This is a genomic window from Amycolatopsis sp. NPDC003676 (assembly GCF_053587275.1).
This window is the reverse complement of record NZ_JBSFNS010000034.1, coordinates 13,224-26,245: the sequence shown is the minus strand read 5'-3', so window position 1 is coordinate 26,245 and position 13,022 is coordinate 13,224. Positions and strand designations below refer to the sequence as shown.

Annotated in this window: 13 protein-coding genes and 1 pseudogene; 4 read left to right on the top strand and 10 right to left on the bottom strand. The window is 69.5% G+C overall.

The window, feature by feature from the left end:
• Positions 1 to 60: 60 nt before the first annotated feature.
• The 6 genes from ACWDNU_RS21250 to ACWDNU_RS21225 all read right to left on the bottom strand — a co-directional run bounded on the left by ACWDNU_RS21250 (position 61) and on the right by ACWDNU_RS21225 (position 4,334).
• A complete protein-coding gene (locus tag ACWDNU_RS21250; protein ID WP_449670151.1) occupies positions 61 to 615 on the bottom strand; it encodes a WXG100 family type VII secretion target in 555 nt (184 codons plus the stop codon).
• Positions 616 to 660: 45 nt separating this feature from the next.
• On the bottom strand, positions 661 to 960 hold the full coding sequence (locus ACWDNU_RS21245; protein ID WP_037812613.1) for a WXG100 family type VII secretion target: 300 nt from the start codon (positions 958 to 960) through the stop codon (positions 661 to 663).
• Between the two features lie 31 nt (positions 961 to 991).
• Positions 992 to 1,330 (bottom strand): WXG100 family type VII secretion target, encoded by a 339-nt coding sequence (locus ACWDNU_RS21240; RefSeq protein ID WP_344284506.1) that lies wholly within the window; start codon positions 1,328 to 1,330, stop codon positions 992 to 994.
• Between the two features lie 406 nt (positions 1,331 to 1,736).
• A complete protein-coding gene (locus ACWDNU_RS21235; RefSeq protein WP_449670150.1) occupies positions 1,737 to 2,285 on the bottom strand; it encodes a DUF1062 domain-containing protein in 549 nt (182 codons plus the stop codon).
• 181 nt (positions 2,286 to 2,466) lie between these two features.
• Positions 2,467 to 3,111 (bottom strand): LuxR C-terminal-related transcriptional regulator, encoded by a 645-nt coding sequence (locus tag ACWDNU_RS21230; protein ID WP_449670149.1) that lies wholly within the window; start codon positions 3,109 to 3,111, stop codon positions 2,467 to 2,469.
• The gene (locus ACWDNU_RS21225; RefSeq protein ID WP_449670148.1) at positions 3,099 to 4,334 is read right to left on the bottom strand and encodes a sensor histidine kinase; all 1,236 of its coding nucleotides are present in this window, start codon (positions 4,332 to 4,334) and stop codon (positions 3,099 to 3,101) included. Before ACWDNU_RS21225 ends, ACWDNU_RS21230 begins: the two co-directional genes overlap by 13 nt.
• Before the next feature lie 127 nt (positions 4,335 to 4,461).
• On the opposite strand from ACWDNU_RS21225, the gene ACWDNU_RS21220 reads away from it, so the two are divergent.
• Positions 4,462 to 5,241, top strand: coding sequence for an ABC transporter ATP-binding protein (locus tag ACWDNU_RS21220; RefSeq protein ID WP_449670146.1), 780 nt, complete (start codon positions 4,462 to 4,464; stop codon positions 5,239 to 5,241).
• Positions 5,242 to 5,244: 3 nt separating this feature from the next.
• Entirely contained in the window at positions 5,245 to 7,746 is a 2,502-nt protein-coding gene (locus tag ACWDNU_RS21215; protein WP_449670145.1) for an ABC transporter permease, read from the top strand.
• Between the two features lie 10 nt (positions 7,747 to 7,756).
• Here ACWDNU_RS21215 and ACWDNU_RS21210 read toward each other — a convergent pair whose 3' ends face one another.
• On the bottom strand, positions 7,757 to 8,782 hold the full coding sequence (locus tag ACWDNU_RS21210) for a bile acid:sodium symporter family protein (RefSeq protein WP_370935837.1): 1,026 nt from the start codon (positions 8,780 to 8,782) through the stop codon (positions 7,757 to 7,759).
• A gap of 100 nt (positions 8,783 to 8,882) precedes the next feature.
• Between ACWDNU_RS21210 and ACWDNU_RS21205 the strand changes: the two genes are divergently transcribed.
• Positions 8,883 to 9,749, top strand: coding sequence for a LysR substrate-binding domain-containing protein (locus ACWDNU_RS21205; protein ID WP_449670144.1), 867 nt, complete (start codon positions 8,883 to 8,885; stop codon positions 9,747 to 9,749).
• A 182-nt stretch (positions 9,750 to 9,931) separates the two neighbouring features.
• On the opposite strand, the gene shbA is transcribed toward ACWDNU_RS21205, so the two are convergent.
• Together shbA and ACWDNU_RS21195 are read right to left on the bottom strand one after the other, a co-directional pair.
• Entirely contained in the window at positions 9,932 to 10,615 is a 684-nt protein-coding gene (shbA, locus tag ACWDNU_RS21200; protein ID WP_449670180.1) for an RNA polymerase sigma factor ShbA, read from the bottom strand.
• A 51-nt stretch (positions 10,616 to 10,666) separates the two neighbouring features.
• A pseudogene (locus ACWDNU_RS21195) lies at positions 10,667 to 10,822 on the bottom strand (sigma-70 region 4 domain-containing protein); the annotation flags it as partial.
• A 702-nt stretch (positions 10,823 to 11,524) separates the two neighbouring features.
• On the opposite strand from ACWDNU_RS21195, the gene ACWDNU_RS21190 reads away from it, so the two are divergent.
• A complete protein-coding gene (locus ACWDNU_RS21190) occupies positions 11,525 to 11,794 on the top strand; it encodes a WhiB family transcriptional regulator (RefSeq protein ID WP_037812602.1) in 270 nt (89 codons plus the stop codon).
• Positions 11,795 to 12,021: 227 nt separating this feature from the next.
• Here ACWDNU_RS21190 and ACWDNU_RS21185 read toward each other — a convergent pair whose 3' ends face one another.
• Complete coding sequence (locus ACWDNU_RS21185; protein WP_449670143.1) at positions 12,022 to 13,008, bottom strand: RNA polymerase subunit sigma-70; 987 nt, start codon at positions 13,006 to 13,008, stop codon at positions 12,022 to 12,024.
• Positions 13,009 to 13,022 lie beyond the last annotated feature (14 nt).

The window sequence follows — 13,022 nt, the reverse complement described above, 5'->3', positions numbered from 1 at the left end:
TCGATCGCTTCGAACCTGAGAGACCCCGGAGAGAACCGGGAAAGACCGCCGCCCGTCCGGTCAGGGTTTCTGACCGGCGCCGGTGATGTGGCCGCTGACTGTGTTGAAGTACTGGTTGTAGTCGTCGGCCGACATCTTGTTGACCTCGTCGGCGTTGTCGTACGCCTTCGAGGCCTTGTTCACCGCGTCCGCCACCTCGTCGAGCGCTTTGCAGAGGTCGTGGATCGCGGTGCGGGTGGTGTCCCGCAGCGAGTTCGTGCCCTGGATCGGCGTGAAGATCTTGTTCTGCGCCGTCAGGAACACGCCGGGCTTGAGCTGGATGCCGTCGAGTTTCGCCGGCAAATCCTTCAGCGGCCCGTCCGCGAGCGTCTGCAGGTTCTTCGCGAACGTGCGCATCGCCTCGGTGTTGACCGCGGTGACGCCCTTGCCCGGATGTTCGGAACCGCCCGGCACCGGCGGCGGCTTGCCGACGTCGCCCGGCGGGATCCACTCGTTCTTCACGTCCGGCGGCGTCTGGTCGCCCGGACTGTGGAACTTGCCGTCGTCCGACGTCGTCTGGTGCTTGTTCGACGAATCGTTGTTCATCCCGTAGTTCGTGTCACCGTACGCAACCATGGCTGGTCACCCTCCTTTCTGGTCAGTCGCGCCGAAACGGCCGAGTCAGTTCGCGGCGAACCGCTTGGCGTTGTTGCCCTCGGTGTTCGAGGTGCCCTCGTTGATCTGGCCGAGGGTCTGCGCGGCGGCGTCGAGCGCCTGCGGCAGCGTGAGCGCCGCCTGGTGGCAGTAGTTGTAGGTCTCGTGGAACATGTCCGCCGCGACACCGGTCCAGTTTTCGCGCTGGCCCTCGATGACCGCCTTCATCTGGTCCAGCAGCTCGGTGATCTGGTTCGACTGCTGCTTCGCCTGCCCGACGGTGTCCTGCATGGTCGCGAAGCTGATCTGGAACTGGCCCAAAGCCATGGGAAGCGTCCTTTCGTGGGAAGGAAGGGGATCAGAAGCCCTGCAGGCCGCCGCCGCCGATGACCGTGGCGGCGTTGTTGGCGGTGGAGGTGTTGTCCGAGTCCCGGCTGTCGTACTCGCTCGCCGAGGTCTGCACGTTCTGCGAAAGCTCGTCCAGCTTCTGCACGATCTTGCGGACCGTCTGGTCGAACTGGCCCATGGCCTGGTTGAACACGTTCGCCGAGTCCGAGCGCCAGGTGCCGAACAGCGTCTGCATGGTGCCGTCGACCTTCTGGTTCACCCCGGTGATGTTCTGCCCGGTGTCGCTGATCGTCTGCGCGCCCTTGCGCATGACGCTGGTGTCGACGCGGGCGCCGTCCTGCGAAGCCATGCTTTCTCCTCTGGTCGGGTTCTCCGGATATGACGGACTGGCATGCCAGGCCGCCGACGTCGCCGCGGATGCCCTTCGTTCGGCCGATACGACAGAGCACGGGGGAGACTGCGGACTTACGGTAAGCGCCGGTCTACGGGTTGTCGCCGCGTTGTTCCCTTCTGAACACCAGTGCGCGGACGGCGGGGCAAGCCGCTCCTCCACCCGGGGGGCACTGAGCTGCGGCAACGCTTTCCGCGCGATCCGGTTACGCACGATTGCCCGTTCAGGCAGCGCTGGTGCCCGGGTTCGCGGTTCGCGCTCATGCGAGCGGAAGTCGGGAGTGGACTTGCGGAGTCCGTTGTGGACAGACAGCGGCCCGGGCGGGGAACTCTGAGAGACTCAGAGTTCCCCGCACGGACTCGGCTCAGTACTTGAGCGTGAAGGCGAAGTCGCCGGAGAGCTTGCCGCTCAGCCGGACTCCCGACACCACCTTCCCGCCGGAGAGCAACCGCTCGACCTCGGCCCGAGCCAGCCCGCAGCCTTCGGCGATCAGCCGCACCGGCCGGACCGGGATCCGGGCCGCGAAGCCGACCGAGACGTCGATCGCGTCCTGGTCCAAGTGGTCCGAACCACCGGTGTCGAGCCGCCAGGCGCCGTCCCAGTCGAGCGCGACGCGGTTGCGCCGTTGCAGGACCGGATCCTGGAGCAGTTCGGCGGCGAGGCCGGGATCGTTGTGGTGCAAGCGATCCAGCAGAACCGGGCTAACCGAGCGCACCTTCGCCCGTTCGAACACGGTGAGTTTCGCCGTTTCCCCGCAGCCGGTACAGAGCACGAGGAGCCAGGCGTCGATGAGTTTGTGATTGGCGTTGACCCGGAACTTGCCGTCGGCCCGGAAGGTTCCGGACGCGCACGTGTGGCAGCGCCGCCGGACGAGCGGCAGGCAAGTGGGCAGGACTGTCCAGTGATAGAGCACAGGAGTACACCGATTCCAGTGAGAATTCCGCAGCACGAAGAAGCGCGGCGCATAACGCGGCGCGCGACGAAATCAGAGCTTGGGATGCCTCACGCGATGTACAACGGCACGTCCTCGCCTAGCCGACACTGGTCGGGCGACAGTAGCCGCGGGCGAGGGCACGGCTCCACTGGTTTTCCGGTCAGGCGTTGAGATAGGCGAGCACGGCCCGCACCCGCCGGTGGTCGCCGGTGCCCGCGGACAGACCGAGCCGGGCGAAGATGTTGCCCACGTGCTTGTTCACCGACGTTTCCGCGATGAACAGCTTCCCGGCGATCGCGCCGTTGCCGTGGCCCTCGGCCATCAGCGCGAGCACCTCGCGTTCGCGGGGGCTGAGCACGTCGAGCGCGTTCGCCGCCCGCCGCCGCGCCATCAGCTGCGAGACGACCTCCGGGTCCATCACCGTGCCGCCCGCGGCGACCCGGTCCATGGCGTCGCGGAATTCCTCGATCCGCCCGACCCGGTCCTTCAGCAGGTAGCCGACCCCGGACGCGCCGCCGGCCAGCAGTTCGGCCGCGTAGGCGTGCTCGACGTACTGCGACAGCATCAGCACCGGCATCCCCGGGATTTCCTCGCGCGCCGCGGCGGCCGCCCGCAGCCCCTCGTCGGTGAAGCCCGGCGGCAGCCGGACGTCCAGGACAGCGAGGTCGGGCCGGTGCTCCAGCAACGCGGGCAGCACGTCCGGCCCGCGCTCCAGCACGGCGCACACCTCGTGGCCGACCGTGGACAGCATCAACGCCAGGCCTTCCCGGATGAAGGCGTTGTCGTCGGCGATCACGACACGCACGGCAGCTCCGCCCGCAGCACCGTCGGGCCGCCTTCGGGACTGCTCAGCTCGAACCCGCCGTCGAAGGCCGCGACCCGGCGGCGGATCCCCGCCAGCCCGGTGCCGAAGTTCTCCGCGGCACCGCCCTTTCCGTTGTCCCGCACAGTGATCCTGATCCTCTCCTGGTCGAGCGCGAGCGTAATCCACGCCCGGTCGGCCCCGCTGTGCTTGGCGATGTTCGTCAGCGCCTCGGTGACCACGAAGTAGGCCGCCGCCTCCACCGCGGCCGGGGCCTGCCCGGTGCCGGAGACGCCGACCTCGACCGGGATCGCACTGCTCGACGCCAGCGCTTGCACCGCGCCGACCAGGCCGCGGTCGGTCAGCAGCGGGGGATAGATCCCGCGGACGATCGTGCGCAGCGAGGCCAGCGAATGCTCGGTCAGCTCCTGCGCGTCGTCGACCAGGCTGAGCGCGCTGGCGGGCTGATTCTGCAGGGCGTGCTTGATCAACCCGAGCCGGAGCGAGATGGCGACGAGCCCGGCCTGGGTGCCGTCGTGCAGGTCCCGTTCGATCCGCCGCAGCTCGGCACCGTGCGCTTCGAGGGCCTCCGCCCGGGTGACGGTCAGCTCTTCGATCCGGCGGGCCTGCCTGCTGCCGCGCGGCGGACGCAGCAACGCCCGGGCGAGCATCGCGTGCCCACGGGCCAGCAGCGGCACCAGAAGGACCAGCCCAGCGGCGTACAGGAGGCCGATGCCGGTCGCGCCGAAGGCTTCGGGCCAACTGGTGACCGGACGGAACGTGAGGTGTGCGGCGGGCGGCAGGAGAGTCCACCAGATGGGCGCGGTGCCCCAGCAAAGCGCGCCGGACAGCAGGCTCAGCCCGAGGAAACACAGCGGGGTGCCGACGAGGGTGTTGGCCGTGAGGAACGCCAGGTCCTTCCAGACCGCCCGGTCTTTGAGCACGCCGAGCGGTGAACTGGGTGCCGCGTACTTCTCGCCGACCGGCGTGCCCAGCAGGCGCTCGACCCGTTTCCGTTGCGCGCGGGCGTACCGGCGCAGCAGCGGGACGAGCAGGACCAGCAGCGGCAGGCCGATCCCGACCAGGCCCAGCAGCAGGCTGCCAGCGGTCAGCCAGAAGAGGAGCAGGCCGCCGAGACCGACCGCGGCGCCGACGGCGAGGTAGCGGAAGGAAGTGCCGAACCCGGCGAGGCAGCCCCGGAACCGGTCCGCGCGCACCGGCTCCATCCGACCCCCTCGGAAGCTTCGCGGGTGCAGTTTTCTGCACCTCGGATCTGCAGGATACGTGCTGTCCGGCGGGTTCCCGGCTCCGTAGCGTCCGGGACAAGCAAGATCACCGCACCCGGAGGACGAAGTGGCACGCGAGAAACGGCAACGCCCGGCACTGGCCGAGACCGGAGCACCGCCGGACGACGTGGTCTCGCTGCGCTCGGTGCGCAAGACCTACGGTTCCGGCGCGGGCGAGGTGACCGCGCTGCGCGACCTGACTGTCCAGTTCGGGCGAGGGTCGTTCACCGCGGTGATGGGCCCGTCCGGCGCGGGCAAGAGCACCTTCCTGCACTGCGCGGCCGGGTTGGACCGGCCGACCAGCGGAACGGTGCTGCTCGGCGGCACGGACCTGGCCGGGCTGGACGAGACCGCGCTGACCGTGCTCCGCCGCGAGCGGGTCGGGTTCGTGTTCCAGGCCTACAACCTGCTGACGTCGCTGACCGTCGCGGACAACATCTCGCTCCCGATGCGGATGGCCGGGCTGACTCCCGACCGGGCCTGGCTGGAGGAGGTCGTGTGGTGGGTCGGGCTCGCTGACCGGCTGGACCGGCGTCCGGCGCAGCTGTCCGGCGGCCAGCAGCAGCGGGTGGCGATCGCCCGCGCGCTCGCGCCGCGGCCCGAGGTGGTGTTCGCCGACGAGCCGACCGGCGCGCTCGACACCAGTACCGGCCGTCAGGTGCTCGAACTGCTGCGGAAGCTCGTGGACGAGACCGGCCAGACGGTGATCATGGTGACGCACGATCCGGTCGCTGCGTCCTACGCGCACCGGGTGGTCTTCCTCGCCGACGGTGCGCTTGCCGACGAGATGACCGAACCCGCCCCGGACCGCGTGGCGGAGCGGATGACCACGCTCGGGGAGTGGTGAGCGGTGTTCGAACTCGCGGTCAAAACGCTGCGCGGACGTGCTTCCGGTTTCGCGGGTGCGTTCGTCGCTCTTCTCGGCGCGGCCATGCTGGTCACCGCGTTCGGCATTCTCTTGCAGTCCGGGGCGGAAGCCGGGGTGGCGCCGCAGCGGTATGCCGGGGTGCCGGTGGTTGTCGGCGGCCCGAAATCGTTTGCGGTGCAGGAAAACGGCAAGATCAAGTCGAAGACGCTCAAGGAATCGGCTCCGCTGACGCGCGAAACAGTGCGGAAGATCGCTGGTACCGACGGCGTCGCCTCGGTGGTGCCGGACCTGAGTTTTCCCGCGGTGCTGGGCGATACGACTGCCACCGGACATCCGTGGTCGAGCGCCCGGCTGGGTCCGTTCGATCTCGTCGATGGCCGCGAACCGCAACGCCCGGGCGAGGTCGTGCTGGACGCCGGACTGGCCAAGGAGCCCGGAGCTGTCGCCCGGATCCAGACGACCAAAGCCGCCGCCGACTACCGCGTCGTAGGCGTGGCGAAACTGTCCGGTGTGGACGGAGACCCCCGCACTCCCGGTGTGTTTTTCGCTGACGTGGAAGCAGAAAGCTTGGCCGGACGCGGCGACCGGGTGGACGCCGTCGGGGTTTTTCCCCGGCCTGGCGTCGATCCCGACGAGCTGGCCGACCGGCTGACCGCACAGCTGGGCTCCGTCGCGGAGGTGGCGACGGGAGACGACCGGAGCCGGATCGAGAACCCCGACGTCGCCTCGGCACGCAGCACGCTGCAGGAGATCGCGGGTTCGCTCGGCGGCACCGTGCTGCTGATCGCGATTCTGGTCGTGGCAAGCACTCTCGCGTTGAGCGTCCACCAGCGCCGCCGCGAATTGGCCGTGCTGCGCGCGATCGCGGCGACTCCGCGCCAGATCTGGAAAATGCTGGCCGCGGAAGCCTTCGTGCTGTCCGTCGTAGCGTCGGCGATCGGGTGCCTGCCCGGGATTCTTGCCGCGCAATTGTTGCGTGGCGCGCTTGTCCTGATCGGCGTCGTGCCGAGCGATTTCTCTTTCTCCGTCGGAATTCTGCCGATGCTCGTCGCGGTGCTGGCCGGGGTGGCGACGGCGCAAATCGCGACTTTCGCAGTGGCATGGAAAGCCTCGTCAGTGCGACCGGTCGAGGCCTTGAGCGACGCCGCAGTCGAGCAACCGGGAATCAGCGGCGGCCGTCGGACATTCGGTGTGCTGTTGTTGCTGCTGGGCTTGGCCGCGTCGCTGCTCCCGGTGTTTTTCTCCGGCGTCTTCGCGGTGATGGGCGCGGGCAGCGGCGGGTTGATCATGATCGTTGCGGTCCTGCTGCTGGCTCCGCCGGTGGCGGCGTTCGCGACGCGGTTGCTGGCCAAGCCGATCACCCGGCGGTTCAAGGAATACGGCTACCTGGCCGCCGCCAATACGCGAGCGAACGCGCGTCGGCTGGCCGCCGGGATCGGACCGCTCGTGCTCGCGATCGGGTTCGCCTGCGTGCAGTTGTTCATCCCCGCCACCCTCGGTGCCGCGGCTGCCGACCAGGCCGACGAAGGGATCACCGCGCAGTACACGCTCACCGGCTCGGAGGGCGGCCTGCCTGCCGACGCCGTCCGGGATGCCGCCGCATTGCCCGGCGTGGAGGCCGCGACCGGCGTGACGCGCGTGCAGGTGTTCGCCTCGACGAAGGTGCTCGATTCACCGGAAATCTTTGAGTTTCCCGCGCAAGGCATCACCGTCGACAACGCTTCCCGCACGATGGACCTTGGTGTCTCGTCCGGAAACCTCGCCGACCTGGCACCGGGAAAGGTCGCCCTGAGTGCCAACGCGGCGAGCACCCTGGGCGGCAAAGTCGGCGAGCAAATCAAACTGACCCTCCCGGACGGCTTCGCCGCGACCCCGGCCGTCGTCGCGATCTATCAGCGAGGAATGGGATTCGGCGACGTCACCCTGGCGCACGAGGACGTGTTCGCACACAGCTCCCGGCAGTTGGACCAGCAGATCCTCGTCCGGGCCCGCCCAGAGGCAAATCTGGCGAGCCTGTCCGGGAAATATCCGGGATTGACCGTGTCCGAGAAGGCGGGCCTGTCCGAAGAACAACGCGACGCGGCGACTGCTTCCGTGCTGAGCAGCGCGTTGCCGCTCGTGCTGGTCTTCGCGTACATCGCGCTGGCGGTGGCGAACACGCTGGTGATGACCACGCTGGCCCGGACGCGCGAGTTCGCCCTGCTGCGGCTGGTCGGAATGACGCGCGACCAGGTGCTGAAGGTGCTGCGGATCGAGGCATTGACGGTGGTGCTGATCGCGGTGGCGGTGGGCTCGGCGGTCCCGCTGATCCCGCTGGCCACGGTGAGCCTCGGCCTCACCGGGGCGCCGATTCCGAGCATCCCGCCGTTGCTGTACCTGGGGATCGTCGCCGCGACCGCGCTGGTGGGCGCCGCGTCGGTGCTGGTGCCCGCGAAGTTCGCGCTGCGCGCCCGGCCGGTGGACGCGATCGGCATGCGCGAGTAGCCGGTGTGAGTCACCCGACCGCGGCGAGTTCCCCCGGTTCCTCCGCGGCGGTCTGCCGGGCGTAGCGGCGCGCCATCGCCGCACACACGATCAGCTGAATCTGGTGGAACAGCATCAGCGGCAGCACGATCAGCCCGACCTCGGCGTGCCCGAACAGCACCGTCGCCATCGGGAGGCCGCTCGCGAGGCTCTTCTTCGAACCGCAGAACATGATCGTGATCCGGTCGGCGCGGTCGAATCCGAGCAGCCTCGCGCCACCGCTGGTCGCACCGAGCACGGCCGCCAGCAGGACGCAGCAGACCGCGACGAGCGCGAGCAGCGGGCCGACGTCCAGCTGGTGCCAGATGCCCTCGGTCATGCCCTCGCTGAACGCGGTGTACACCACCAGCAGGATCGAACCGCGGTCGACGATCTTCAGCGGCGCGGAATGCCGCTGCACCCAGCCGCCGATCCAGCGGCGCGCGAGCTGCCCGGCGACGAACGGCACCAGCAGCTGCAGCACGATGTCCAGCACCGCCGAACCGCTCACGCCCGGTCCGTCGGTGGCCAGCAGCAAAGCGACGAGCAGCGGCGTCAGCACGATGCCCAGCAGGTTGGACAGCGACGCGCTGCAGATCGCCGCCGCGACGTTGCCCTTCGCGATCGAGGTGAACGCGATCGACGACTGGACGGTCGAGGGCAGCAGGCAGAGGAACAGCACGCCGGTGTACAGCGGCGACGTCAGCAGCCCGGGGGAGAGGAACGACGCGGCGAGCCCCAGCAGCGGGAAAAGCACGAAAGTGGCGCAGAGCACCGTGACGTGCAACCGCCAGTGCCGCATCCCCTCGACCGCTTCCTGACTGGAAAGCCTTGCGCCGTAAAGAAAGAACAGCATCCCGACCGCGATCTTCGTCGCGACGCCGAACCCGGTGGCGACCGCGCCGGACGCCGGCAGCAGCGAGGCGATGCCTACGGTGACGAGGATCAGGGCGATGAAGGGGTCGATCCGCAGCTTGGCGAGCAAAGCCGAGACGGGGCGGGCGAACGAAGCGAGCACGGTGGATCTCCTTTCCCGGCCATTCTCTCGTCGCCGTCGGTCATTCGGAACCCCGATGACCGTACTGACTGCCATTGCGAAAGCCGATAAGATGTGACGCATGCTGGATCCGCGGTTGTGCCGTTCTTTCCTTGCTGTGGCGGAAACCCGCAGCTTCACCGCGGCGGCGAGGCGCTTGGGTGTGGGGCAGCCCACAATCAGCCAGCACATCCGGCGGCTCGAGTCCGAAGCCGGCGGTTTGCTGTTCGCCCGGGACACGCACGCGGTCGACCTGACCGCGCGCGGGCAGGCGATGCTCGGGTTCGCCCAGACCATTGTGGACACCGAGGACCGCGCGGCCCGGCATTTCCGCGGCGCACAGGTGCGCGGCCGGGTCCGGTTCGGCGTGTCCGAGGACTTCGCGCTCGGCGAGCTGCCGGAAATCCTGCGGCGGCTGCGGGAAAGCCACCCGCTGGTGGACGTGGAACTGCACGTGGAACTGTCCGATGTGCTCGCCCGCCGCATCGCCGACGGCCGCCTCGACCTGGTGCTCGGCAAACGCCGCCCCGGCGCGCCCGGCCCGGGACGGCTGCTGCGCCGCGAACCGCTGGTGTGGATCGGCTCGGCGGCGACGGACCTCACCCCCGGCCAGCCGGTGCCGCTGGTGCAGTACCCGATGCCGTCGGTCACCCGTCAGCTGGCGGTGGAAACGCTGGAACGCGCGGGCCTGGAATGGCGGGCCGCCTGCCTGACGTCCAGCCTGACCGGCCTGCGCGCAGCGGCGGCCGCCGGGCTCGGGATCACGGTGCACGCACGGAGCCTGGTGCCGTCCGATCTGGTCGAATTGCCTGCCGAACTCGGCCTTCCGGACCCGGGCGACGTCGATTTCATCCTGCTGTCGCGCGACGGCAGCGAGGGCCCGGCGGCGGCGTTGGCGGAGTTCGTGGTGGCGCGGATCGGGTCAGCGACGCCGTCGTTCGAGGGCTGAGCGATGCGGACCACATGGCTGTCACTGCTTTGGTGGCCATTCCGATTACGCCGCGCAGCAACGCGATTTCCCGCTGTCGTTGCGGCAGCGGCTGCAGCAACCGCGCAAGACGCCGATTCAACTCCGCACGCAAGGCCCGTTCCTTCGGCTCATCAGCGAGGCCAGCCGCGTGTGGGATCGGGTCAGCGACGCCGTCGTTCGAGAGCTGAGCGAAGCCGCAACAACGCCCGGTGCTGCGCCACCCGAACCGCCCCCGGCGTCGAGCTGACCGCTTCCGCCGCCTCCTCCGCAGAAAGCCCGACGACGACCCGCAACAACACAATCTCCCGCTGTCTCTCCGGCAACAACTGCAGCAACCGAGCCAGCTGCCGATTCAGCTCCGCCCGCAACGCCCGCTCCTCCGGCCCATCAGCAAGATCAACCGCCTCCGGCAGCTCCGCCATCGGGTCCGTCCGATTGCGCGCGTGCGCCCGATGCGCGTCAGCCACCTTGTGCTGCGCGATCCCGTAAACGAAAGCGAGAAACGGCCGCCCCTGATGCCGATAACCCGGCAGCGCCGTCAGCAACGCCAGGCAGACTTCCTGCGCCACATCGTCCGCCGAGGAATATGCATCGGCTCCGCCTAATCGAGCCCGGCAGTAGCGCACGATCAGCGGCTGCACCGAGGCGAGCAGGTCTTGCGCCGCATCCGGATCGCCCTCGACCGCGGCGCGCACCGGGCCGTCGAAGCCGAAGCGGCCGGGCGGGACTCGGGGTGCGGCCAAGGCGGACGCCTCGGTTTTCACCCGGGTCAGCGCTTCCTCGACGTCGAGCGCCGAGCGCAACGCGCCGACCAGTGCGGCGTCGGCTTCGCGCAGTGCGGTCATCAGGGCCTCCTCGCGCCCGGCCAGGCCGAGCCGGTGTTTCAGGCGTTCCCGGGCGTGCCGCAGGTTCGAGCGGACTGTGGTGCCCGCCATGCCGAGCGCCGACGCGATCGCGGCGGGCGAGAACCCGTCGAGCGACCACGTCAGCACCGTGCGCTGGGTTTCCGGCAGCGTCGAGAGCAGTTCGACCCCGTGTGCGTTCTTCTCCACGACCGCGGCCAGCCGGTCGCCCGGCGGCTCCGCGGACGGGGCGCCGCCGTCGAACCACGTCTGCTCGGCGGCCAGCCGGGCGGCGGTGAGCCGCACCGCCACGCGCGGGTCGCCGGGCGGCGGCCACGTCCCGGTTTCCTGGACGAACGCCTCCACCGCCACCTCGCGCGCGGTGCCCGGCCCGAGCCCGCCCGCGCACAGGAACGCCACGAGGCGAGGGAAATCGCCCCGGAAAAAGCCGTCGAACCCCGCCACGCGCACCCCCTCCCGAACCCGGACCCTGTCGAACAGGTGCGGTGGCGCGCCCGTGGGATGTAACGATCCGGTCACGGAAATGTGGTTAAGGCCGGGACTGACGGGTACCTGACTCGGACGGGCGCTTCGCCCGCGACGGCGGCGGAAGGGGGAAATGGCGCGCGGAAAAGGAAAACCCGGACTCTTCGGCCCCGCCGGGCGGCGCACGAGGGGGCCGTAGCACGCCCGGCGGCAACCGCGTCCGCGATGTGAGCTGAATCGAAATTTCCCGCGCGGACGGTGATCGGTGGTAACCTGGAAAGCCGGTCGTCCGCCGGGTCCTTCGCGGCCCGGGGCGGTTCGGCCGAAAAGCCCACCGAACACCCTCCGAAGGCATGGCGTGCCCGTGCGCGCGGAGAAGTCGGTTGACCACGGTTCGACAATGAGGACAGGAGGTGAAAAGCAACAATGGAACTCACGGCCACCAGCTGGCTCGCCCGCGCGGCGTGCCAGGACGAGGACCCGGAACTGTTCTTCCCGATTTCCGACATGGGTCCGGGGGCGCAGCAGGTCGCGAAGGCCAAGGCGGTCTGCGCGCGATGCCCGGTCCGCGCGGAATGCCTTTCCTATGCTCTCGACAACGGTCTCGGCAACGGGATCTTCGGGGGAACCACCGAGCTGGAGCGCCGGAAGCTGGTGCGAACCGGCTCCGCCGCCGCACGGCATCGAGTCGCCTGACCGCGAGCCGGTGACCATTTCCCGGCGGCGAGGGCGCTAGCAGTTTCCCCCACCACGACCGGCACATTGCCCGGAACTCGGTGGTTGCGCCCGGGCGGCGATCGCACACCAGCGATCGCCGCCCGGGCGTTTTTCATTGCTGATCCGACCGGTCGCGGCCGCCGCCGATCTGCCCGGGGCGACCGGTTTCCGCCGTGGCGGCAGCCGGATCGGCAATCATCGGCGCCTTATTCTTCGAACGTTTCGGCGAGTCCGTACGGCGCCAATGCCGCCGTTTCGAACGCGGCCATCGCCGTGACCAGTCCGTTTCGCACGGTGAGCACGCAGACGCCGAAAGCGCGATAAACCGATTCGCCGGGCCGCCGCAGATATCCGGCGACGGCGGGCTGCCGGTTCGCCCGCACCGGCACCATCCGGAAACTGCCCCGGTAGTACGGCGACCGCGGATCGAAACTCGGCCCGAGCGCGCCGAGAATCCGATCGCGACTGTCGAACCACAACGAGTACGGCGGCATCACCGCACGCGCGTCCTCGCTCAGCACCGCGGCCACGGCCTGCACGTCTGCCGATTCGTACGCGGCGATGAACTTCCGCAGCAGTGCCGTTTCCTCGGCGGTCGTGCTGTCCGGAGCGGACCATTCGGCGCGCCGGGCGGGCAGTTTGGTGCGCAAGGTCTCCCTGCCTCGCTGCAGTGCACTGTTCGCCGAGGCCACCGAAGTGCCCAGCAGTTCGGCAGTGTCCTTTGCGGACCAATCGAGCACGTCGCGCAGGATCAGCGCGGCACGCTGCCGCGGCGGGAGCAACTGGATCGTGGCGAGGAACGCCAGTTCGATGGTCTCCCGTTCGACGACCGCGGCGCCGGTGTCGTCCGGCGCCGCGGGGTCGAGCAGCAGGTCGGGAAACGGGCCGAGCCACGGCACGTCGAGCGCGGAGATCTCGCCCGCCGGGTCGGCCGCCGGACCGAGTTCGTCCGGCAGCGCGCGGCGCGGCCGCCGGGCGAGCGCGTCGAGGCAGACGTTCGTGGCGATCCGGTACAGCCACGTCCGCACGCTCGCCCGCCCGGCGAAGCCGCTGCGGCCTTTCCAGGCCCGGAGAAACGCCTCCTGGGTGAGGTCTTCGGCCTCCTCGAACGAACCGCTCATCCGGTAGCAGTGCACGCGGATCTCGCGCCGGTGCCGCATCAGCAGAGCACCGAACTCCTCGTCGCTGGTCACCCAGCAGACGGTAG

Coding starts and splice junctions, on each gene's coding strand:
- shbA (WP_449670180.1), bottom strand. CDS start 10,615: ATGACCGCACTGCGCGAAGCCGACGCCGCACTGGTCGGCGCGTTGCGC.
- ACWDNU_RS21240 (WP_344284506.1), bottom strand. CDS start 1,330: ATGGCTTCGCAGGACGGCGCCCGCGTCGACACCAGCGTCATGCGCAAG.
- ACWDNU_RS21225 (WP_449670148.1), bottom strand. CDS start 4,334: ATGGAGCCGGTGCGCGCGGACCGGTTCCGGGGCTGCCTCGCCGGGTTC.
- ACWDNU_RS21245 (WP_037812613.1), bottom strand. CDS start 960: ATGGCTTTGGGCCAGTTCCAGATCAGCTTCGCGACCATGCAGGACACC.
- ACWDNU_RS21190 (WP_037812602.1), top strand. CDS start 11,525: ATGGAACTCACGGCCACCAGCTGGCTCGCCCGCGCGGCGTGCCAGGAC.
- ACWDNU_RS21250 (WP_449670151.1), bottom strand. CDS start 615: ATGGTTGCGTACGGTGACACGAACTACGGGATGAACAACGATTCGTCG.
- ACWDNU_RS21205 (WP_449670144.1), top strand. CDS start 8,883: ATGCTGGATCCGCGGTTGTGCCGTTCTTTCCTTGCTGTGGCGGAAACC.